General features: G+C 30.6%; 20 protein-coding genes. 16 read left to right on the forward strand and 4 right to left on the reverse strand.

What is annotated here, in order from left to right:
• Positions 1 to 59: 59 nt before the first annotated feature.
• Both BUC09_RS08340 and BUC09_RS08345 read right to left on the reverse strand, forming a co-directional pair.
• Positions 60 to 1,091: a helix-turn-helix transcriptional regulator gene (locus tag BUC09_RS08340; protein ID WP_073310546.1), complete on the reverse strand. Its 1,032-nt coding sequence runs from the start codon at positions 1,089 to 1,091 to the stop codon at positions 60 to 62.
• A gap of 16 nt (positions 1,092 to 1,107) precedes the next feature.
• The gene (locus BUC09_RS08345; RefSeq protein ID WP_073310548.1) at positions 1,108 to 1,719 is read right to left on the reverse strand and encodes an HD domain-containing protein; all 612 of its coding nucleotides are present in this window, start codon (positions 1,717 to 1,719) and stop codon (positions 1,108 to 1,110) included.
• A gap of 168 nt (positions 1,720 to 1,887) precedes the next feature.
• Between BUC09_RS08345 and BUC09_RS08350 the strand changes: the two genes are divergently transcribed.
• A complete protein-coding gene (locus tag BUC09_RS08350) occupies positions 1,888 to 3,309 on the forward strand; it encodes an RtcB family protein (RefSeq protein WP_073311305.1) in 1,422 nt (473 codons plus the stop codon).
• Positions 3,310 to 3,559: 250 nt separating this feature from the next.
• Positions 3,560 to 6,253 carry a M16 family metallopeptidase gene (locus BUC09_RS08355; RefSeq protein WP_449404148.1) on the forward strand — a complete coding sequence of 898 codons (2,694 nt, stop codon included), beginning with the start codon at positions 3,560 to 3,562 and terminating at the stop codon, positions 6,251 to 6,253.
• Positions 6,254 to 6,360: 107 nt separating this feature from the next.
• Here the strand turns inward: BUC09_RS08355 and BUC09_RS14670 are convergent, their stop codons facing one another.
• A complete protein-coding gene (locus BUC09_RS14670) occupies positions 6,361 to 6,540 on the reverse strand; it encodes a hypothetical protein (protein ID WP_143161890.1) in 180 nt (59 codons plus the stop codon).
• 229 nt (positions 6,541 to 6,769) lie between these two features.
• On the opposite strand from BUC09_RS14670, the gene BUC09_RS08365 reads away from it, so the two are divergent.
• From BUC09_RS08365 to BUC09_RS08390, 6 genes are all read left to right on the forward strand, one after another.
• Positions 6,770 to 7,519 (forward strand): nucleotidyltransferase domain-containing protein, encoded by a 750-nt coding sequence (locus tag BUC09_RS08365; RefSeq protein ID WP_073310554.1) that lies wholly within the window; start codon positions 6,770 to 6,772, stop codon positions 7,517 to 7,519.
• A 3-nt stretch (positions 7,520 to 7,522) separates the two neighbouring features.
• Positions 7,523 to 8,290: a hypothetical protein gene (locus BUC09_RS08370; protein WP_073310556.1), complete on the forward strand. Its 768-nt coding sequence runs from the start codon at positions 7,523 to 7,525 to the stop codon at positions 8,288 to 8,290.
• Between the two features lie 2 nt (positions 8,291 to 8,292).
• Positions 8,293 to 10,782, forward strand: coding sequence for a DEAD/DEAH box helicase (locus BUC09_RS08375; protein WP_073310558.1), 2,490 nt, complete (start codon positions 8,293 to 8,295; stop codon positions 10,780 to 10,782).
• Between the two features lie 164 nt (positions 10,783 to 10,946).
• Positions 10,947 to 11,351 carry a hypothetical protein gene (locus BUC09_RS08380; protein WP_143161891.1) on the forward strand — a complete coding sequence of 135 codons (405 nt, stop codon included), beginning with the start codon at positions 10,947 to 10,949 and terminating at the stop codon, positions 11,349 to 11,351.
• Positions 11,352 to 11,367: 16 nt separating this feature from the next.
• Entirely contained in the window at positions 11,368 to 11,904 is a 537-nt protein-coding gene (locus BUC09_RS08385; RefSeq protein WP_073310561.1) for a hypothetical protein, read from the forward strand.
• 163 nt (positions 11,905 to 12,067) lie between these two features.
• Positions 12,068 to 13,129, forward strand: coding sequence for a nucleotidyltransferase domain-containing protein (locus BUC09_RS08390; protein WP_073310563.1), 1,062 nt, complete (start codon positions 12,068 to 12,070; stop codon positions 13,127 to 13,129).
• Positions 13,130 to 13,374: 245 nt separating this feature from the next.
• Here the strand turns inward: BUC09_RS08390 and BUC09_RS08395 are convergent, their stop codons facing one another.
• Positions 13,375 to 14,850, reverse strand: a complete 1,476-nt coding sequence (locus BUC09_RS08395) for a hypothetical protein (protein ID WP_073310565.1) — start codon at positions 14,848 to 14,850, stop codon at positions 13,375 to 13,377.
• A gap of 184 nt (positions 14,851 to 15,034) precedes the next feature.
• On the opposite strand from BUC09_RS08395, the gene BUC09_RS08400 reads away from it, so the two are divergent.
• From BUC09_RS08400 to BUC09_RS08435, 8 genes are all read left to right on the forward strand, one after another.
• Complete coding sequence (locus tag BUC09_RS08400; protein WP_073310567.1) at positions 15,035 to 15,586, forward strand: ExbD/TolR family protein; 552 nt, start codon at positions 15,035 to 15,037, stop codon at positions 15,584 to 15,586.
• Positions 15,587 to 15,982: 396 nt separating this feature from the next.
• Positions 15,983 to 16,324, forward strand: a complete 342-nt coding sequence (locus tag BUC09_RS08405) for a hypothetical protein (RefSeq protein WP_073310568.1) — start codon at positions 15,983 to 15,985, stop codon at positions 16,322 to 16,324.
• A 33-nt stretch (positions 16,325 to 16,357) separates the two neighbouring features.
• Entirely contained in the window at positions 16,358 to 17,026 is a 669-nt protein-coding gene (locus BUC09_RS08410) for a hypothetical protein (RefSeq protein WP_073310570.1), read from the forward strand.
• 12 nt (positions 17,027 to 17,038) lie between these two features.
• On the forward strand, positions 17,039 to 18,061 hold the full coding sequence (locus tag BUC09_RS08415) for a hypothetical protein (protein ID WP_073310572.1): 1,023 nt from the start codon (positions 17,039 to 17,041) through the stop codon (positions 18,059 to 18,061).
• Positions 18,062 to 18,183: 122 nt separating this feature from the next.
• Complete coding sequence (locus BUC09_RS08420) at positions 18,184 to 18,489, forward strand: hypothetical protein (RefSeq protein WP_073310574.1); 306 nt, start codon at positions 18,184 to 18,186, stop codon at positions 18,487 to 18,489.
• A gap of 28 nt (positions 18,490 to 18,517) precedes the next feature.
• Positions 18,518 to 19,372 (forward strand): phytanoyl-CoA dioxygenase family protein, encoded by an 855-nt coding sequence (locus tag BUC09_RS08425; RefSeq protein ID WP_073310575.1) that lies wholly within the window; start codon positions 18,518 to 18,520, stop codon positions 19,370 to 19,372.
• Positions 19,372 to 20,241 carry a phytanoyl-CoA dioxygenase family protein gene (locus BUC09_RS08430; protein ID WP_073310577.1) on the forward strand — a complete coding sequence of 290 codons (870 nt, stop codon included), beginning with the start codon at positions 19,372 to 19,374 and terminating at the stop codon, positions 20,239 to 20,241. The genes BUC09_RS08425 and BUC09_RS08430 overlap by 1 nt, the downstream gene beginning before the upstream one ends.
• Positions 20,225 to 21,343: a prenyltransferase/squalene oxidase repeat-containing protein gene (locus BUC09_RS08435; protein WP_073310579.1), complete on the forward strand. Its 1,119-nt coding sequence runs from the start codon at positions 20,225 to 20,227 to the stop codon at positions 21,341 to 21,343. The genes BUC09_RS08430 and BUC09_RS08435 overlap by 17 nt, the downstream gene beginning before the upstream one ends.
• The last annotated feature ends 5 nt before the right edge of the window (positions 21,344 to 21,348 follow it).

Below are 21,348 nucleotides of genomic sequence, written 5' to 3' on the forward strand. Positions count from 1 at the left end.
CAATAAATGTCGCTTTTATATTTCATATATCTAGTAGGTAATTGTGGAGCTTAAAAAAATTATTTAGTATTTATGAGTTTTTCATTGTATAGTAAAGAAGTTCTGTTAATGATGGATTTAATTCGCTGTCTTAAACGTTCAGGTTTTAATACCTCTACACTTTCACCAAATCCTAAAATGATTCGTTCTAATTCGAAATTTTCAATTAAAAATAAATTAATAATGATACTTCCGTCTTCATTTTGTTGTATAATGCGTTGCGTATTGTGAATCGGTTTGGTAATAACATAAGGTGCATTATAGGCATCTACCCAAAGTTGAATTACTCTAGGTTGCATCCCATCATTGATAGTAACTCCAACCACATTTTTATAGTATTCTTCTGCATTGAAATTATGTTCTAGTGCAGGTGTATTGAAATCATAATCAATTTTTATAATTCGGTCCAATGCAAGATTACTTATAGGTTGACTACCTTTTTTTTTACCCACAACAAACCATCTATTATTAAATTCCTTTAAAATAAAAGGATGAAAATTAAAAGTTTGCTCATCTCTAGATTTGAATGACTTATAGGTAATTACTAAAACTACTTTTTTAATTATAGCTTGATAGATTTCGTCCAAAAAATGCAGTCCTTTTAGATTTTCATTTTTATCTAAATGAATTACAGGTTGTGTGTGTGATTTCTCTGCATAGATTTTATCTTCCAATCGCTGCAAAATATCTGAAACATCATTAAACAAAGAAAAATCCTTGAATTGCTTCAACATGGAAACCGTCTCTGTTAAAACATTAATATCGGTCTCTGTCAACGGAATATCAGTAATAGAGAAATCTTCTTCTGTATAATGATAGTATTTTTTATCGTAGACTTCAATAGGCGCATTATATCCTAATTTATCACTACGCATCATTTGGATATCCAATTGAATAGTACGCTTGCTTACAGAAGTCTCTTTTCCTTCGTATTCATTCAACGCTTGTGAACAAGCTTCGATTAGGTCTTCCAATGTCCATTGACGGTATTTATTTTGCAAACATTTGTCTATGGTTTTATAGCGGATGAGAGCGTTTTTGTTTTGAGCCACTTTTTAAATAAGATTTTTATAATAAATTGATTTCTTTTTGAATATTAGTTCTTGCGACTTCCTCATATAAACTTCTAAAAGTTTCAGTTTGATAAATATGTTCATCCTTCAAAAAATGTTCTAAAGCCTTTTTTCTACCAGGATTGTAGAGGAAATCGGGATAGATTTTATATTCTTTTCTAATTTGTTGATAATAGGATTTGTATTCTTCCCAATCTTTGGAAAGAATTTTTAAATCAAAATCGATTAACCAATTACAATCTACGTTTTCGTTGTGTTGGTGAAATTGTGTAGCCAGAATTAATTCAAAAACAAGTTGTTTGTTGAGTGGATGATTTGGTTTTAATAGTGCAATTGCGTGTTCAGCGCTTTTCAATTCGTTGTCTTTTCGCGTGACTTTGTACACATAATCGTGGTAAAAAATACTGTATAACACTTCGTTTGGTTGTTGAAGTTGCTCTTTGTATTTAAAGAACCAAAACACCATTTCTTTCAAATGGGTAAGATTGTGATAGTATCTTGATTTTTTGGAGTATGCTTTTTCTAAATCCAACCATAAACTATTGATTTCATCGACAGTAAAGCCTATTTCAAGCAATAGGTTTGAATATATTTCTTTGAGATTCATAAGCAGAATTTACTCAAAAATACAATTCCTTTTTTAGTACGCAAAATAATTGCGTAGAACTATAAAACCTTTGCTTCATCAAACAAAGGGAAATAAGCTGATGTATCGTTGGACATGCGTCAGGCAATCGAAAGAAATGAAATTCAAAAAAAATATAAATTTAACGTCATGGAAACTAAAATTAATGGAACCGATTTATTAGCATTAGGATATCCTGAAGGAAGCTTAATTGGAATTGCTTTAAAAACAAATATGAAAAGAACAGGCTTTTCTAAAGAAGAAATGTTATCTAATTATGTCTTGGTATTAGAAAATCCAGAAGTATTTTTAGAACATAAAATCTTTGGAAATTTAGCAAATGCTATTATAGAAAAAGCAAATGAAAAACCAGAAGATTTCATTTCTTTAAATCCAAATCCGTCAGAGTTTGCTTTGTATGGAGCTGATAAAATTGAAGAAGGTGCTATTAAACAAATGCAAGTTGCCATGCAATTGCCAGTTACTGTTGCTGGCGCTTTAATGCCTGATGCACATCAAGGTTATGGATTACCAATTGGTGGTGTTTTAGCTACGAATAATGCGGTGATTCCTTTTGGTGTTGGTATGGATATTGGATGCAGAATGGCATTGTCAATTTATGATATTCCAGAATTGTTCTATTATGAGAATGAAGCAAAATTCAAAAGAGAATTGGTTGCGCATTCTAAATTTGGAGCTGGACAAGGATTTCATGGACAATACAAATCGAATCATGAGGTTTTGGATAGAAATGAGTTTACAGAACACACTTTTATTAAAAACTTAAAAGATAAAGCTTGGTCGCAATTAGGTTCTTCTGGAGGTGGAAATCACTTTGTGGAATTTGGTATTATAGAATTTGCAACCGATGATGCTGCATTAAACATTCCGAAAGGAAAATATGTGGCTTTGTTAACGCATTCAGGTTCGAGAGGATTTGGAGCTACCATTGCAGGACATTATACTAAAATCGCTAAAGAAACTTGTAAACTTCCAGAAGTAGCTAGAAATTTAGCGTATTTGGATTTAGGTTCTGATTTAGGTCAAGAATATTGGATTGCGATGAATTTGGCAGGTGATTATGCTTCGGCTTGCCATGAAATTATTCATGCAAAAATGGAAAGAGCTTTGGGAGCAACTGTTTTAGCCAAAGTAGAAAACCATCATAATTTTGCTTGGAAAGAAATGTATAATGGAGAAGAAGTAATTGTGCATAGAAAAGGAGCTACTCCTGCAGCTAAAGGAGTGATGGGAATTATTCCAGGAAGTATGACAGCACCTGGATTTTTAGTGCGAGGAAAAGGAGAGGAGAACGCTATTAACTCAGCTTCACATGGAGCTGGAAGACAAATGAGTAGAACTCAAGCCATAAAAACCATTACTAAAAATGAAATGAAAGCTATTTTAAAAGATCATGGTGTAACGCTTATTGGCGCAGGAAAAGACGAAGCACCAATGGCTTACAAAGATATATATCAAGTAATGGCTGCTCAAGGTGAATTGGTTGACGTAGTCGCCAAGTTTACTCCAAAAATGGTGCGAATGGCAGATGATGGAAGTAGAGAGGATTAACTAAAAGACAGATTAAAGTCTGTCTTTTTCAGTTAAATCAATTTAAATACAAAATTTTAAAATCTTATTTGATTAGATTATTAATAATTTACATGAACAGCATTTTTCTTGTTAAAAAGCTGTTAAGTATAGTAGCTATTCTAATAGCAAGAGTAAATTTGTTGTAGAATCTTAATCAGTAAGATTAAATTTGAATAAACTAAACTTAAAAATGAAGAAATTTTTTTTACTATCGTTTGTAGCGATAGGGATGCATGTCTCGGCACAGAAAAAATCTACTTTTGCAGTAGAGAAACCACAATTTATTGGTTCCACTGAAGGAATAAAAGAATACAGCTTAAAAAATGGCCTAAAAATTCTTTTACTACCAGATGCAAGTCAAAGTAATATGATTGTAAATATTGTTTACAACGTTGGATCTAGACACGAAGGGTATGGAGAAAAAGGGATGGCACATTTATTAGAACATATGTTGTTTAAAAGCACCAAAAAGTTAGGAGATATCAAAAAGGAATTATCTTCAAAAGGAGGTCGTGCTAACGGTACTACTTGGCTTGATAGAACAAATTATTACGAAATTTTCCCTTCTTCAGACGAAAATCTAAAATGGAGCTTACAAATGGAGGCTGACAGAATGATAAATGCTACCATTTTACAAGAAGATTTAGACAAAGAATTTTCTGTAGTAAGAAATGAATTTGAAATTGGTGAAAATTCACCTGATGGAGTTCTTACAGAAAGACTAGTATCAACTGCTTTTTTATGGCATAACTATGGTAACAGTACTATTGGTTCTAAAGAAGATATCGAAAGAGTTAAAGCCAATACACTAAGAGTATTTTATGAAAAATATTATCAGCCAGATAATGCAACATTAATTGTTGGTGGTAATTTTAATACAGATAAAGCTTTAGAATATATTGCAACGTATTTTTCGACAATTAAAAGACCAACTCGTGCATTAGCTAAAACGTATACTGTTGAGCCTGCTCAAGATGGTGAGCGTTATGTAGAATTAAAAAGAAATGGTGATGTTCAATCGTTACAGGCTGTTTACCATACTGTTCCTTATGCACATAACGATTATGCAGCAATCGATGCTTTAGTAGAAATTCTAACAGCAGATCCTTCAGGTTATTTATATAAAGCTTTAGTTGAAAGCCAAAAAGCTTCTAGTTTATATGCTTACCAACCTCAAGTAAGAGATGCAAGTTATTTGTTGTTTAATGTTTCTGTGCCAAAAGATAAAAGCATGGCCGAAGCAAAAACAACTTTTTTATCTGAACTTGATAACATTAAAAATAAAACCTTTACACAAGCAGATGTTGAGAGAGCTAAAGCTAAAATTTTAAAAGCTTTAGAAAATGTTCAAAATAACACTGTTGATTTTACTATCTATTTAACAGAGATTATTGGTGCTGGTGATTACCGTCTTGGGTTTTTATACCGTGATGCTATTGAAAAACTTACATTAGCTGATATTGAAAGAGTAGCTAAAAAATACTTTGCTACAAATAATCGTACTTATGGTGTTTTTATTCCTTCAAAAGAAGAAGAGCGTGTAAAACCTGTTGAAATATCAGATAATTCAATTGCTGAATTAACAAAAACATATAAAGGTAAAACTGTGACAGAAGATAATGCCACTTTTGAAGCGTCAATATCTAATGTTAAAAATAATTTGATCGAGTATAAATTATCAACAGGTTTAAAATATGCAATCTTAAAAAAACCTATCAAAGGGAAAAAAGTAGTTGCTTCTTTTAAATTTATGGTAAGTAATGCTAAAGATTTAGCTGGTAAAGCATCTGTTGGACAAGTTGTAGCAAGAATGCTAAAATCGGGAACAAAAACGAGAACTAATGAACAAATCCAAGATGAATTAGACAAAATGAAAAGTGATGTTTCATTCTTCTTTACTGGACAAATGTTAATTGCCCGTATCAATACGTATGAAGAAAGCATCAAACCTACATTTGAGTTAATTCAAGATTTAATCACTAATTCAGTATTCCCTGAAGCCGAATTAACTAAAATAATTACTGAAGAGAAAACTCAAATCGAAGCTTACAGAAACGATCCTCAAAATGTTGCTTTTGAAGAAATAGAAAGAAGAGCAAATAAATATCCAAAAGATCATATCTTTTATTTGCCATCTGCAGATGAAAGAATTGCGGGCTTAAACGCTGTGAAAAGAGACCAATTAGTTGAATTTTACAATACTATTTTAGGAGCTAATAACGGACACGGAACGATTGTAGGTAATTTAAACAATACTGAAGTTAGTGATCTAGTAAGTAAAACTTTTGGCAATTGGATTTCTAAATCTGAGTATGCAAAAGTGAATCCAATACATTTTGAATTAGCAAAAGGGAATGATAAAATTGTTATAAAAGATAAAGAAAATGCTGCTGTAGTAGGTAGAATTAACTTTAAAATGGACAATAAAAACCCAGATTATCCAGCAATGGTAATGGCAAACGAAATGTTTGGTGGCGGATTTTTAACTTCAAGAATCCCTATGCGATTAAGAGAAAAAGAAGGAATTTCATACGGTGCAGGTTCTTATATTAATATCCCTACAGACAATGAAGTGGCTCAAATGGGTTTCTATGCCTTTTTTAATCCAACTAAATTAGCTAAAGTTGAGGAGGCTATGAATGATGAAATTCAAAAAGCAGTTTCAACTAATGGTTTCACACCAGCTGAATTACAAAGCGCAATTGTTACTTGGAAAAATTCAAGAAAAACAAGCTTAGGGACCGAAAATTATTTGATGAACTTAATCAACAACAAGCTTAATTTTGGTACTCCGCTTGAGGATTTTGATGCACTAGAGTCTAAAGTAGATCAATTAAAAGTTGAACAGATTAATGAAATAATCAAAAAGTACATAACATTAGACAAAGCAATGTTTATTTACTCAGGTGATTTTAAAAATTAATATAGACTACCATTTTATAAAGAGCTGCCATAGTGCAGCTCTTTTTATTTTAAAAAAAATCCCCAATAGTTTTATCTATTGAGGACTGCATACTAATAGAATATCTATTACATATCTGCTGCGCAAAATTGACCTATCACTTCCTCGCATGAGTTACCATGAGCAATAACTCTAGAGCCGTCAGGACAAGTACATGCTAATAAATCACCGCCTTTTCCTTTAATTTCTTTTTGTTCGTTTTTTGAAAGTGTACTAGCGCCTTCTAGTTTTAAAATTTTGTTTAACATAATTGTAAAGTTTAAAAGTTTGTTATTTAAAATAAATACCAAAGTACAAACATTCATCAAGATAATTAATTCATTTTGTGTTAAAATTCTTATATTTTTAAGAATGTAAATTGTAGAATTAATAACAATAATAGCATTACGCAAATTAATTGCGTATTGTATTTATTAATTTGAAATCAGGTATTTATACGGGGTTATAAATAAAACAATTTATTAAATTTGAGAAAGCATGAAACAAAACATACTAAACCAACTTAAACACATAGAACAAACTAAGGAAGTAGAGGTACTTTACGCTGTAGAATCAGGCAGTCGTGCGTGGGGATTTGCATCGCCAGATAGCGATTACGACATACGTTTTATCTACAAGCACGAGTTAGACTACTATCTTTCGTTATGGGATAAGCCTGATACTATCGAGTTCATGACCACAGACGATTTAGACGGTAGCGGTTGGGACTTACGGAAAACCCTAAAACTATTAGCAAAATCTAACGCACCTTTACTGGAATGGTTGTATTCCCCTGTGGTGTATTATGAAAACGAAACTTTTGCTACACAAATGCGTGCCTTGGCAAAAGACTGTTTTTCACCCATAGCGACACTACACCATTACTTAGGTACTACCAAAAAGTTTATGGAAGCATGCCAAGCTGATGAAGTAAAACTAAAAAGTTATTTCTATGCCCTGCGAACTGCACTAGCAGGCAAATGGATCATAGAAAGCAATAGTTTTCCTCCGGTAGATTTTATGAAATTGTTACCCATAGCACCACAAAACATACAAGAAAAAGTTATTGAACTTATGGCAATAAAGGCAAACCAAGACGAAAACTATTTACACCCAAAAGAGGAAATGATAACGAGTTTTTTAGAAGAAACAGTTACTTTTAATGAGCAACATGCGAGTGGGTTAGGGAGTGGAAAAAAAATGAATAAGGAGTTGGATGAGTTTTTTATGGAATTAATAAAATTATAAATTATGAATATTTTTAATCATACAGTAATTCAATTAGATAAGAAAGTAACACTCAACTTCATAAATGTTGAAAATTATTCAAAGGATTTTGTTAAATTAATTGAAGAAGAGATTGGTTTTATTAGAAATGGAATTGTAAATGATGAAGATATTAAGGACATAAAGAAAAGAATTAAGATATGGATTGATAGAAAAAAAAAGGATGAAAGAGCTAAGAATGGATTTGTTGCAGAATTTATTTGCCATTTATATTTACGATCTAGAAAATTTGAGCAATATTCTCTATTTAAAAACTTAGAAGAAAGAGGACCAAAGAAAGGATTTGATGGGCTATATATGCTGGATAATGAGATGTGGTTAGTAGAAAGTAAATCAACCACAGTACTAAAAAACACACACTTTAGTGAAATTAATAAAGCCTATTCTGATATTAAAATGAAAATAGAATCTAGTGAAGAAAATCTTGAAATAAATGATCCTTGGGAAAATGCAAAACATCATATTCAAATAGCAAATCCTAATAAAACTTTAACAGAGAATATGAAAAAATTAAGTTCGGATTTTATCAACAATAAAAAACATAAAATTAAAGAGTTTAATATAATACCATGTTCAACAATTTATCTTAAAGGAAGTTGGAAAAAAATTGACGATGATGAACTTAAAAAGATATTCGAAAAAGAAATAGTTAAAAAAGATGCTAAAAAATTAAATGTATTGTGTGTTAATAAAAAGAGTGTTGATGATTTTATAAAGTTTATAAATAATTAATAGTGGAAAAAGATATTGAACAATTACGTAGATTAAAAAATAATAAAAAGTTTAGAGACAATTTTGAAAATTTATGTCTAAACAGAGAATTATCTTTTGATGAAATCCAATTTCTTTTAAGTTGTTCTATATTGTTTTTTAAATTATATGATTCAGACAAAAGATATACCTCTTACTTTAAAATTGGTTATTATATTATTTTAAAGTATTCATTTTCTTATAATAAATATCAAGCATTATATGATATATCTATGCAATTAGGTTTTTATCCGCTTGTAGAATTTATACTTCGAAAAGAATTACTAAAATTAAATACAAAAAATATTATTGTAGATGCTTTTGCTTATAGTTTGTTCAAAAAGGGCTATGAAATTCGACAGGGTTATGTTGAATCATTGGAGCAAAATAATTCTAGAAAAAAGATCATAAGTTTTGAAGGAAATGAGATAGCCTATATTGCTCCAACTTCGTATGGAAAAAGTTCCATAGTTAAAGATTTTATTAAAATAAATAAGCCAAATAAAATTGCTGTTATTGTACCTACAAAATCATTATTAATTCAAACTTATCTAGATTTAAAAGAATTGTCAGGTGATTATAAGTTAGTTTTACATGATGAAATGTATTCAAATGAAAATAAATTTATTGGAATTTTAACACAAGAAAGGGCAACACGAATTTTAAATAGTAATAAAAAAAATTATTATGATGTTTTATTTGTGGATGAAGCTCATAATATTTTTAAAAGAGATTCAAGAAGTTTTATTTTAGCTAGATTATTACAATTAAATTACAAAAGAAATAATAATCAAAGAATTATTTACTTATCTCCATTAATTGGGGCAGTTCAAAACTTGAAATTAAAAAAAACTTTTCAAGGGGAAATTTCTGTTAAGAAAGTTAATCATGATTTTAAAAGTTTTGAAGCTTATTATTTTAATAATAACAAAAGCTATTTTTTTAATAGGTTTTCAGGAGAGACTTATCCTATAGATTTAAAAATCAAATACTTTGATTATATTACTGATAATTTAAAATCAAAGAATTTCTTTTACCAGAATAAGCCACCAATAATTGAGCTCTTTGCAGAAAGATTATATTATAATTTGAGAGATTCAAAAGAAGATAATTCGGAAATAAAAAAAATAATTTCTGTATTAAAAAAAGAAGTTCATAAAGATTTTAAGCTTGCTAAATTTCTAAGTAAAGGTGTTGTCTACTTGCATGGTAAAATACCAAACATAGTAAAAGAATATATAGAAAGTAAATATAGAGAAATTGATGAAATTAAATATTTGGTAGCAAATAAGGTTGTACTTGAAGGAATCAATATGCCAATTGAAACAATTTTTATTACAAATAATAGAGTTGGAAAAAGGAATATTTCTTATAATGATTTAATTAATTTAATAGGTAGAGCAAACAGATTAAATTTTATTTTTAATGATAAATCTTTGGATAGATTAATTTCAAAAATTCATTTTCTAGATCATGAAATATTTCAGGGAAAGAGATCAATGAAGAGCACAATGGAAAAGCTTAATCGTGAAAATGTAAAAGACATTATTGAAAATCCAATTGCTGAAAGCTATAATGTTGAGGAATTGAATCTTGCAAATGACGAAACAATCAAAAAACAAAGGCTGGAAGATAAAAAGATAAACGATTTCTCTGATTTTATTTTGGAAGAACCAAAAAATGAATTCGATAAAATTAAGAGATATTGTATTGAGAATTCTATCAGTAATTATTTTGAAAATTTAGAATTGGCTATTCAGATTATAATTGAAAATGTTAAAAAATATGTTTTCAACGAAAATGATAAAATTGTTGATATCATTAATGAAATTTTCGTCAACAACCAAGTTGATAATATAACTGATTTTGAAATTTCTCGTTTAAGCGAAGTAAAAGCTAGAAATTATTACAATAATTTTATTGAAGTAGTGCAACATATGCATTTGAATCAAAGAATAATCTCGACTAAGGAATATTTTGATAAAAAAGCAAAGACAGATGATCCATATTTATTTATTGGAACAAGTTATGGTCAATTAACGTCAAAAGAAGCAGGTAAAAAATCAAAATATGATGAGAATACTAAAAAATATGATAGTAAAGTTTATATTGATTTATCAGATAGTCAAGTAGATTTAATAAATATTGCAATAGTTAAATTAAAAATAGAAGAAGATTTTATTGGATATAAAATAACTCAATTGATTTCATTTCTTCATGATTTTGAAATTATTTCAAGAGATTATTATCTTCAAATAGTTTATGGAACAACTAATAATTCTATAATTGATTTAGTTCGATTTGGTTTAAGTGTAAGTACAATTTCTGAGCTTAAAAAAGATAATCAAATTTCAAATATTGAATTAGATAAAAATGGAAATCTAAAGGCTAAAAACAAAAAGAATTTTGAAATTTATTTAAAAACTAAACCTGAATTATTCAAATTTGAAATAGAAAAGTATCTAATTGATTAATAAAATTAGCCCCAATAGCTTGGATTTATAACCTGCTACGCAAAGTCTCCTGACTTTGTGTGATTCCAATAGCGCGGATTTACTTCGTCAGTTCGCTTCGCTCGGGTGTAAATCCGTGCTTAGCATTAAAATAAATAGCTAGTAACCATGCTAAAAATTAAATAATGGAAAAACTGGATTATCTAATAAGAAGACAATTTGAGAAAAGAGGATACATGGCTGGGCTTTCATTTTCTATAAAAACAACAGATAACCAAAGCAAAATCATATTTGAAGATAAAAACGCATTGAAGTATTATGTAGATATTGTGCAAAATGCTTTTACGAACTTTCAAAGAAATGTTTTTGATAAAAACAGTATATATTTCGAGATTATAATTCACGAAATTCATTGGTTTCCTGTTGATACAACTCCCGAGCTAATGAAATATACCGTCATTAGAATTTTAAGCAACTGTTTTTCATTAGATTTTTATCAATTCTTGAGTAAAGATGAGGCTAAACAATTTTATTTTTTAAATGATTTAAGTTTTGAACAGCTCGAAAAGAATCGCTATTTTTTACGTTAAATATCTTTATAAGTAAATGAAATCCAAACTTCGTACCATAACCATAGGAAACATTACCTACAAATATGTTGTAGAGATGTTTTCTTTAAAAATATTTAATCCTGCTAAAAATTCTAATAACGAGTTTGTTAAGGTCAGTTTTGATACCCGTGATGATTTATATGTTGGGAGTTTGATTTTTTCAGGTCATTTTAAAACCTACAAAAACGATGAAGAAATTATCCTTAATATCAATACGCCAAGTTTTGTTAAAGAAATAATTATTGCTATAAGTATGGAAAAATTTGATTTCACTATTCAAAAGCAATATCAAATTGATAATGGGCTTCAAATCCTTGAAGAATTTGGTTACGAAGTAACAGGATTAGAAAATAAGGTAAGAAAAAAAGGGTACTTGGAAGAAGATTTAAAACCAGAAACCGTTAATGAAGTTTTGCTTGCTTTAAAACAAAATCAAATGCCATTGGCTACGGCTTTAGTTTATGATAATTTAGATTGTACTTTATTAGATGCTAAACGTATCGCAGAAAATTTGAAAAGGAGAGTGTTATAACTTAAAAAGAGTGGCAGATTACTGATTACTTGATGAATTTTACTACTTTGCAGTTCTTTATACACAATTCATTTTCAATCTATTAATAAGAAATACACAACAACGCAAAATAATTGCGTAGCATCTTTTAAATTTTGTATCTTGAAATAGTAACGCAATCAAGATGACGATACAAGATTTAAAAAATAACAGCCTAATCCTTTTCGAAGTAGTCTCTGGAAGTAAATCTTTTGGGTTAGATACGCCAACATCGGATACAGATATAAAAGGGGTGTTTTACTTGCCCAAAGATCAGTTTTATGGTTTAGAGTACATACCGCAAATCAGCAATGAAACTAATGATGAAGTCTATTATGAAATTGGTCGTTTTGTAGAGCTATTGCTAAAAAACAATCCTAATATTTTAGAAATACTGGCAACTCCACAGGATTGTATTTTGTACAAGCATCCCATAATGGAACAATTGCGCTTAGAAGATTTTTTATCAAAGTTGTGTAAAGATACATTTGCTGGTTATGCCGTAACACAAATCAAAAAGGCTAGGGGACTCAAAAAGAAAATTGTAAACCCAATGGAAAAAGAACGCAAGTCTTTACTTGATTTTTGTTATATTTTACAAGGGCACAATGCAATTGAGTTAAAGCAATGGTTTAAGTTAAATAATTACCTTCAGGAAAATTGTGGCTTGGTTAATATTCCACATTCAAAAGGAATGTACGCTTTGTTTTATGTTGCCTCAAATAGCTTAAAGTACAAAGGCATAATCAAAAACGAAAACTCAAACGAAGTTTCACTTTCATCAATTCCAAAAGGAGAGAAGGAGTTGGCCTATCTTTTTTGCAACCAAGAAGCGTATTCAAGTTATTGTAAAGACTATAAGGAATATTGGGATTGGATAGAAAAACGTAACGAAGAACGTTTTAATACCAATCAGCAACATGGAAAAAACTATGATAGCAAAAACATGATGCATACCATAAGGTTGTTGCAATCGGCGCATCAAATAATAATAGAAGGCAAACTAGACATAAAAGTCAAAAATCGTGAAGAGTTATTATCTATAAAAGCTGGAGTAATGGATTATGATGCCCTATTAGAAAAAGCAGAAAATTTAATAGCCTGTATCGAGCATGAATACTTAAGTTCAACATTACCCGATTTTCCTAATAAACAAGAAGCTGAATTGCTATTGATAGAAATCAGGAAAGAATTGTATGATATCTAAGAATAATTTTATCTAAATTATCTGTTTTTCAGTTTGTTTTTCTATTTAAGAGAACAATAAAAAAAGGCCAATTTACTAATTGGCCTTGTTCTTTTTAACTGAATATAATTCCCCAATCTAATTCCAGTTTAAATTTCAACGGTTTTTTAAAACTTTTATTGCTTCATTTTTTTATTTTATATAAAAAATTAAAAACGCCCTATAAAAGGGCGTTCATAATCAATGTTTTAAAGTTTTACTTTAAGTTATTTTTTTGGTTTTTCACCAACACGTTGCGGTGGAGTAGGAAGTCCTTTTAATAATCCACTATATATATGACTTAAGTCGTCTGGTTTTAAACCATTATTATTTGAGTGACAAGAAAAACATGAACCAAAGGCATTGTATTTCTCTCCATTTTGAGCATAAGTTTCCATTGTTGAGTTGGCCAACTGACTAGCTCCAATAGCAACACCGTTCACTTTTAACGAATCTACTTTAGGGTTATAGCTATATCCATTAGGTCCTGTTCCGCTATTTGTCCAAGTTGCCCCAATGAATATATAGTTTTTGCGTACATCTTTTCCTTTAAGTTTAGACATGATCGCATTATTTATAGCTATGATTTCGCTATTTGATGCTGCAGGAGAAGCGTCTTCGGCATTAGGTTGAACATCTACTGCACTTCCCCAAGGTTTTGTTCTTACCGTATTACTAGGAGATATTGTAAATCCTTTATTGGCTTTGATAGAATCACCAGAAAATGTCATGTGTGAAACATTTGCTGTATCTTTAATATCTTTGTTTAATAGCCAATCATTTCCTTGATCAGCCAAAACTGTTTCAACTGAACCGTCTTTAGTAACATATTGATAAGCTGCATTAGGAGTATTTCTTTTGTGTTCAAAAGTTGCCCAAATTAATTCAGGATGTCCATTTGCACTTCCCACAATATGCATACCTACTAAAGCAAGTTTTGCTTTACGTTCGCCATTAATTGTCCACAATTGGTCACTTACTTTATTGTAAACAGGAATGGTTGCATCGATTACTACAAATTCATCAGTATTTTCAAATTTTGAAACATCTACCCAAGATGTTTTAATTTCTAAAGCTAAGGCATCAGGATTTTTAAGTGTAATGCCATTTTGTTTAGCAAATGCAAAAATACTGTCTCTTTCCGCTTTTGTAGTTGGGAACGTATTTCCAGGCATTTTCTTTTGGTTAACAGCATTTAAAAATTCTACATAAACATCATTTACCATAGAAATATAATACACTAAATTTCCATTGGCGTCCATTAAAACATCATCTGTTGCTTGACCTTCTTCACTAATGATTTTTCCTGTTTTATCAACGTTAGCAAAGGCTCTAAGTAATTGTCCTTCTTTGTGCGGAATTAAATTTCTTTGGCCATTAACTTTAGGAGAAACAGTATAAAATTCAGGTGATTCAAAAACCGTTTGATTACCTTCTTTAGAAGTCATCCATAAAAACATACGTTCAGACCATTTGTAAAAATCACAATTATTTTTATGACCAAAGTCTACACTATTAGCTGGAGTTACTTGGCCATTTTCTGTAACTGATCCATCTTTAAACCAAGTTGCAAATTCAGCATCGGTTACTTCACAAGTGGTTGCAACGTCTTTAGGTAATTTCCCATTTTCTAATTTACAGCTCACGGTAAGCGAACCCATAATTGCCAATAAAAGAAATTTTGTTACTGTTCTTTTTCTCATAATTGAAAGTTATTTTAGTTTGTTTTTAGATAAAGTAAAAATATACTTTTTATGAGTATTTTCCTTCGAGTAGAAATACCTGTTTTTAATATAAGTTGAAAAATATTCTAACCTCTTTGCTAGTTATAATAAAAGAATGTATATTGAAGATACTATTATTTAGTATAACTGTAAATAGAAAGTTATGAATGAGGCAAAAAACAATTTTGGAAGAAAACCGATAACTCCTAAAACAAAAAAACTGCATCCAAGAGTAGATCTAACCGCTATGGTTAGCGTTTCTTTTTTGTTAATAATCTTTTTTATGTTGACCTCTTTTTTGTCACGTTCTAATATGATGAATTTAGGAATGCCTGATAACACAAGATGCAGAGGTTATGGAGGTTCTAGTGGATGTATAGATGGTAGTAGGGTTTTAACAATTTTAATTGGAAAGAATAATAAAACGGTTGTTTATTCTGGAGAGCCAATATATTCATCTTTGCCTCCAAAAGTTTTAGGTTCTGAAAAATTAGCTTTGCGTAAAGAATTAATTAAAAAAAGTAATCAAATTTTAGAAGCAACTGGAGATCCTAAAAAAGGATTAATTGTAATCATCAAGCCAAGTAAAGATTCTAATTATGGTGATTTAGTTAATGTTTTAGACGAAATGGCTATAGTTAAAGTGCCAACGTATGCTGTTGTCGATATCACTCCAGAAGAAGAAGCACTATTGTCTAAATTATCTATGACGTAATAATTATTAAAAAATTTTTCTGTTCTATAAGAAATATCTTATTTATAATTTTCTCCTTTTAAAGGGCTTTTATTCATTAAAAAATGAATTTAAGTCCTTTTTTTTTGTTTTATATATAAATATAAATACTTGTTTTTCAATTATTTATGATTGAAAAACACTGTAAAATTTAAAAACAGGTAGTTTCACCTATAAACCCACTTTTCATTTTGTCTACTTTTGGATTGGTAGTACTACACAAACAAATTACAATTGTGAGATAAGCTTTAATCATAAGTGTAATTAATCAAATTTTGGGTAAAACTAGAGACGTCTATACTTTATCCATTTTTAAAAACAACAATCGAAGTTTATACTTCGGCAAGCAATCAATATTAATAACTAACAAATTAAAAAATGAGTACAACAGATATTTCTACAGCGGATGGAAAATTATTTTTTTCAAATCCACCTCATCCTGATAGTGCATTTCAACCACAAATGAAAGATTTAAACGACTTGACGGATTTTAAAATTGATACTTCTGCAGCAAAAGCAAGTAAATCTATGGCAGCTTTACCTCAAGTAGCTGTTTATACAGTAGCAGCCGATGTTGTTGTAACACCAGCTAATCCATTAATTATCTCTGGAAGTGGGCCAGTTCAGGTAAGTTATAATAAAGTGACTATTCAACCTGGGGGACAAATCAAAGTATTAACTACTGCAGATATTAGAATTGCTGAGTTAATCAAACAGTAATCAAATACATTAACAAACTAAAAAAAAGAAATCATGAGTGTTTTAAACGGAGATATTATAATTTCAGGTGCAGATGGCGTTGACGGAATTAATGGTCAAGGCTTTAATTCGCCAGCACCAAGTGGCAATAATGGGACTAATGCAAACTGTGACTGGGATTCAGTGTGCAGACCCAATTCAACTGCAGGAACTTCAGGAGGTAACGGAGCTGATGCTGGTAATGGAGCATCAGGAGGTAATGGCACAGATTGTCCTTCGGCTACAATTACTATTGGTCAGTTAACAGGTTCATTACTAGTTGCTGCTGCTGCTGGCGCAGGAGGTAATGGAGGTAATGGAGGTAATGGACAAACTGGTGGTAACGGTGGTGATGGAGGTAGAGCTTCTAGCTGTCCAGCTGGTTCTGATTGTTCTGGAAGTAATGGTGGTGCTGCAGGTAATGGTGGTAACGGCGGAAAAGGTGGTAATGGAGGTAACGGTGGTAATGGTAATACTATTGTTATACAGTATCACGGAGGAAATGTTATGACATCTACTCCAATCCCTAAAGGTGGTAATCCTGGAGTTGGTGGATCGGGAGGTAGTGCAGGTAAAGCAGGATCTCCAGGAGGAGCACCAGGTTCAGGAGGAAAATCTGATACTTCTTCTGCTGTCGGAGGAAATAATGGAACTCAAGCTCAAATTATTTTACAACAAGTATAGTAATGTAATGCTATGAATACGACTAAAGATTCAATTTTGTCAAACGTAGCAAAACTTTCCTCTTATGCATCCACACTTAGTTTGGCTTCGGCCAAACAAGTGCTGGATTTAAGAGATGAGTTGCTTGCTTTACCTGAAGAAAATGAAGTAACATTAGGAGGGAGGTCTGGTTTAAATATAGACGGTAGTCCTTTACAATATTGTATTAGTTCTTCAAGTGACGGTTTACATTCACGTTTTATAAGCGATCCTTCTTGTATAGCTGGTTCACCAGAAGAACGATTTAAATACAGTTATCAAGCTTTGCAAAAATTATACATTACAACGCAAACTGAAGAAATAAAGAGTGTTTGTGAGGAAATGTTAGATTTTCATTTGCCAGAATCTAAGGAAAACATGGAGGATTATCCTGATGGCGTTTTTTGGTTAGGTGCATCACCTGATAGTAAAGGTATGGCAATTTATATAGATGGTAGAAGAGGAGGAAAAGAGGAGTCTTGGGAAAGATTTAGAACATGGTTAAACCACTTAATGCCAAACAATACTGAAGTGGACAATTTTGTCAAAACCTTAAGTCCTTATGCTAATATAATGAGTATTGGTTTAGAAGGAAGTTCTTTAAAAAATTTAAGAGCTAAAATCTATTTTAGACTAACACATAAGCTTACAATCGAAGATTTAAAAGTACCTATATTACTCAACGAATCCGTTTCAAATTTCATGAACGATGTCATTGGTAATAAAGATGTAAACTTAGCAGGAATTGTTTTTAACGTTGGTTTTCACATTGCAAGTTCTAAATTATTTGATGCAAAAATTGATGTATGTGCCTGTCCTTCTTATGTAGAATTAAATCCTAGTGAATGGGTGAGTTTATTGGATCAAACAGCTTCTAAAAATAATGTTGTCAAATTCCCAATTACAGAGGAAACGTTGGAAAATGATTGTGCTGTTTCCTATTATGGATTAGGGATTGATATTATGGGGAACAAAAGACTTAATCTTTATTTGAAAAATAAAACTATATCTAATTAACTATTGATTATCAATATTTTGGATTTAGCTCCTCAATCCTTTTAACTAATTACGTATTACTCAAAATTACTATTGCAGAATGCTCATTGCATGCTGCGCTAAATCTTTATTACCTAATTCCTATGAAACAGAGTATAATTATTCCTAAGAATAAAATAGCTATTTATTATCAAGGGTATTGCGCAAAGTGTAGATTTTTATCTAAGATGGTGGTTGTTTTATCCATGTATATCATTGACAGAATACCTCTTGAGGTAGACGAAAGTATTCAGCTTTTTTTTGAAGATTATCCTAAAGCAAAGGGTTATCCCATACTATTTCTTGGGCAAACACCTATTTATAATTATTGGGTATTTCCAGCTGTTCCATTTGCAATTGTCTTGTCTTGGTTTTATAAACTGCAGACTTTGTTTACTCAAGACAATTGATTAATGTCTAATCATTTTATAAAATAATATGAGAAATGTTTTTAAAGATCCTATTCTCCAAAGAGAGTTTGAAGAAAAGGGATATGTAGTGATTGATTTTTTAAACCCTTCAGAGGTTGAATTATTACAACAATTATACAATCAATTAAATGCTCAACCTAAAGAAAGAGGTTTTTCGACATCTAATATGAGCATGGATGCTAATTATAGAAAAAATGTATCCGATGGCATCACAAATACTTTTGCAAAAGCTGTTGCTTCTCACTTAGATAATTTTAAGCTATTTTTTGGAATATTCACATCAAAACAACCCAATCAATCGGAAAGTATTTGTTCAATCCATCAAGATCCTGCTTACGTTGATGAATCAAAATACCAAGGTATTACTTTATGGGTACCACTTATAGATACTAATAAAATGAATGGAGCACTTGAAGTTATTGATGGAAGCCAAAAATTAAATGATGGTCCAAGAAGTACACTTCCAAAATTCCCATACAATGAATTAAGTCCTTATTTGATAGAAAATTATTTTAAACGCTTAGATATTAAAGCAGGTCAAGCTTACATAGGTAGTTCAAAGGTTTTTCATTGGTCACCATCTAATTATAGTGATACCGAAAGAGTAGCTGCTTTAGCATGGTTAGCAGAAGAAGAAAGTCAAATGCGCTGTTATTACCAAGATTTCAGAAATCCAACTGATGTGATGGAAGTGTTTGAATTAGAGCCAGACTATTATATAGAAACTCCGCTTTTTAGTAGACCAGATGAATCAAGAGCTAAAAAAATAGGAGAAGTAACATATCATTTTGATGTTCTTAATGAAGAAAAGATCAGACTGATTCTTGGAGAGTCAAGAAAAGAAAGTAATCAACCTGTTTAATGAAATCAACATATAAATACAGAGCACTTTTTAAAAATCCTGAACATCAATATTCTTTTGATAGAAACGGGTATGTAGTGGTTGACTTTTTAAGTTTGAAAGAAGTTAATTCACTTAAAATTACTTACGATGCTCTCGAAGGCGATCTTGGAGAGGCAGCTTTTGCTTCAACAATTATGAGTAAGAATGTAGTTTTTAGAAATGAAGTCTCAAAAGTGATTGATGAGTATTTTAAAACTGCAATGGAAAATATCTTTCATGACGTTACTTTCTTTTGGGGAAATTTTAATGTCAAATACCCAAGTACAAGTATTGGAACAGTACCGCTACATCAAGATCCTTCATTTTTAGACGAGCAATTTTTTCAACCTTTAGGTCTTTGGGTTCCGCTTATAGATACTAATGAAATAAATGGTGGATTGCAAGTGATTCCAGGAAGTCAGCATTTTTTAAACTTTCCACGATGTGGAGGTGAACCGTTTCCATATATAAGCTTACAAGAAGAACTTTTAGAAAAGTTTGGCGAATTACTATATATGAAAGCAGGTCAAGCTTACATAGGAAATCCAGCTGTATTTCATGCTTCACCAACAAATAAAAGTGAAGAGGCTAGAATTGTAGCTGCAGGTTTAGCAGGCCCTAAAGAATCTCTTTTACGATACCATTATCATAATACTTCTACTAAAACTGCAGAGGTATTTAATGTTGATCAAAAATATTATTTATCAGAACCTCTTTTTAGTAAGCCAAATCTAGAAGAATACAAACTTATTGAAACTATAAGCCTTGAGAAAGAAATAGAATCAAAAGAAAAACTATTTAATTATTTAAGCCAATTTAAAAAAGATTGTCATGTCACAAGTTTCTAGAGAAATAACAGATATTGATTTTTCAACTCAAAATAGCAAATTCTTTTGGAAAGAGCTCTTTGAAAAGGGTATTCAGCATTTACTTGATGAACAAAAAAAAGGGTTTAAAAACACCAAACACTCAATGGTCTTTTCAAAAGAAATTTTTCGGGTTGAAGAGGAATTACAGGTGACAGATATTTTTCAAAGAGCTTTAATACTTGATACTTTTATCTATGCAAATCAAAAAACTAATTTAAATCTTGATACTATTATTATTTCTGAATTAGACTATTTATATAATTCAAGAAGAAAAGACGAAATAGGTGCATGGAGTTATTTTCCAGATTTAATGGAATTGCCAGCAGATGTTGATGATTTAGCACAAATTTTACAAGCATATTGTCATTATTATCCTAAATCATTTTTCGATGATTTATTTGAAATTCCAATTCAAACTACTTTAAAACAACAAGCCAATGAAGATTTTGGTTGGGAATCTTGGATTCTACCAAAAGAGAATTTAACAAAAGAGCAACAATTACAATGCGAATGGATCCATAAAGGTTGGGGAACAGGGTCTGATGTAGATGTAGTTGCTAATTTTTTATATGCTTTGAATTTGTATGATAAAGAACGATTTGAAAATGATATTCAAAAAGGCTTACAATTTTTATACAATAAACAAGACCAAGGAGCCTGGGGAAGCACTTGGTATCATGGACTCAACTATGGAACTTTTATTAGTATAAAAGCAATAGCTCAAAATAATGGAAATAAAGAAGTTATAAATAATGCTTTAAACTTTTTATTTAAGTCAAGAAGACCTGACGGTGGATGGGGATTAGAAGATCAAGAATCAGATTCTTTACAAACTGCTTTAGCTTTACTTGGCGTTTCAATTGCTTCTAATTATTTGGAAAAAGAAATTGATTCTAAATGGCTAGACAAAAGCTTACAATTTCTAGCTAAACGATATACAGAAAACGAAGGATGGGAATCTTGCCCATTTATTAAAATGCCCATGGGAAGGCCTATTGGCTTTATACATACCATACTTACTTATGAAAGTCCACCAATAACCACAAGCTTTGTAACAAGAGCATGTGCTGCTTTCTTCTAAAAAAC

The organism is Flavobacterium terrae (assembly GCF_900142035.1).
GTDB classification, from domain to species: Bacteria; Bacteroidota; Bacteroidia; order Flavobacteriales; family Flavobacteriaceae; genus Flavobacterium; species Flavobacterium terrae.

Coding starts and splice junctions, on each gene's coding strand:
- BUC09_RS08345 (WP_073310548.1), bottom strand. CDS start 1,719: ATGAATCTCAAAGAAATATATTCAAACCTATTGCTTGAAATAGGCTTT.
- BUC09_RS08350 (WP_073311305.1), top strand. CDS start 1,888: ATGGAAACTAAAATTAATGGAACCGATTTATTAGCATTAGGATATCCT.
- BUC09_RS08355 (WP_449404148.1), top strand. CDS start 3,560: ATGCATGTCTCGGCACAGAAAAAATCTACTTTTGCAGTAGAGAAACCA.
- BUC09_RS14670 (WP_143161890.1), bottom strand. CDS start 6,540: ATGTTAAACAAAATTTTAAAACTAGAAGGCGCTAGTACACTTTCAAAA.
- BUC09_RS08365 (WP_073310554.1), top strand. CDS start 6,770: ATGAAACAAAACATACTAAACCAACTTAAACACATAGAACAAACTAAG.
- BUC09_RS08370 (WP_073310556.1), top strand. CDS start 7,523: ATGAATATTTTTAATCATACAGTAATTCAATTAGATAAGAAAGTAACA.
- BUC09_RS08380 (WP_143161891.1), top strand. CDS start 10,947: ATGGAAAAACTGGATTATCTAATAAGAAGACAATTTGAGAAAAGAGGA.
- BUC09_RS08385 (WP_073310561.1), top strand. CDS start 11,368: ATGAAATCCAAACTTCGTACCATAACCATAGGAAACATTACCTACAAA.
- BUC09_RS08390 (WP_073310563.1), top strand. CDS start 12,068: ATGACGATACAAGATTTAAAAAATAACAGCCTAATCCTTTTCGAAGTA.
- BUC09_RS08395 (WP_073310565.1), bottom strand. CDS start 14,850: ATGAGAAAAAGAACAGTAACAAAATTTCTTTTATTGGCAATTATGGGT.
- BUC09_RS08400 (WP_073310567.1), top strand. CDS start 15,035: ATGAATGAGGCAAAAAACAATTTTGGAAGAAAACCGATAACTCCTAAA.
- BUC09_RS08405 (WP_073310568.1), top strand. CDS start 15,983: ATGAGTACAACAGATATTTCTACAGCGGATGGAAAATTATTTTTTTCA.
- BUC09_RS08410 (WP_073310570.1), top strand. CDS start 16,358: ATGAGTGTTTTAAACGGAGATATTATAATTTCAGGTGCAGATGGCGTT.
- BUC09_RS08415 (WP_073310572.1), top strand. CDS start 17,039: ATGAATACGACTAAAGATTCAATTTTGTCAAACGTAGCAAAACTTTCC.
- BUC09_RS08420 (WP_073310574.1), top strand. CDS start 18,184: ATGAAACAGAGTATAATTATTCCTAAGAATAAAATAGCTATTTATTAT.
- BUC09_RS08425 (WP_073310575.1), top strand. CDS start 18,518: ATGAGAAATGTTTTTAAAGATCCTATTCTCCAAAGAGAGTTTGAAGAA.
- BUC09_RS08430 (WP_073310577.1), top strand. CDS start 19,372: ATGAAATCAACATATAAATACAGAGCACTTTTTAAAAATCCTGAACAT.
- BUC09_RS08435 (WP_073310579.1), top strand. CDS start 20,225: ATGTCACAAGTTTCTAGAGAAATAACAGATATTGATTTTTCAACTCAA.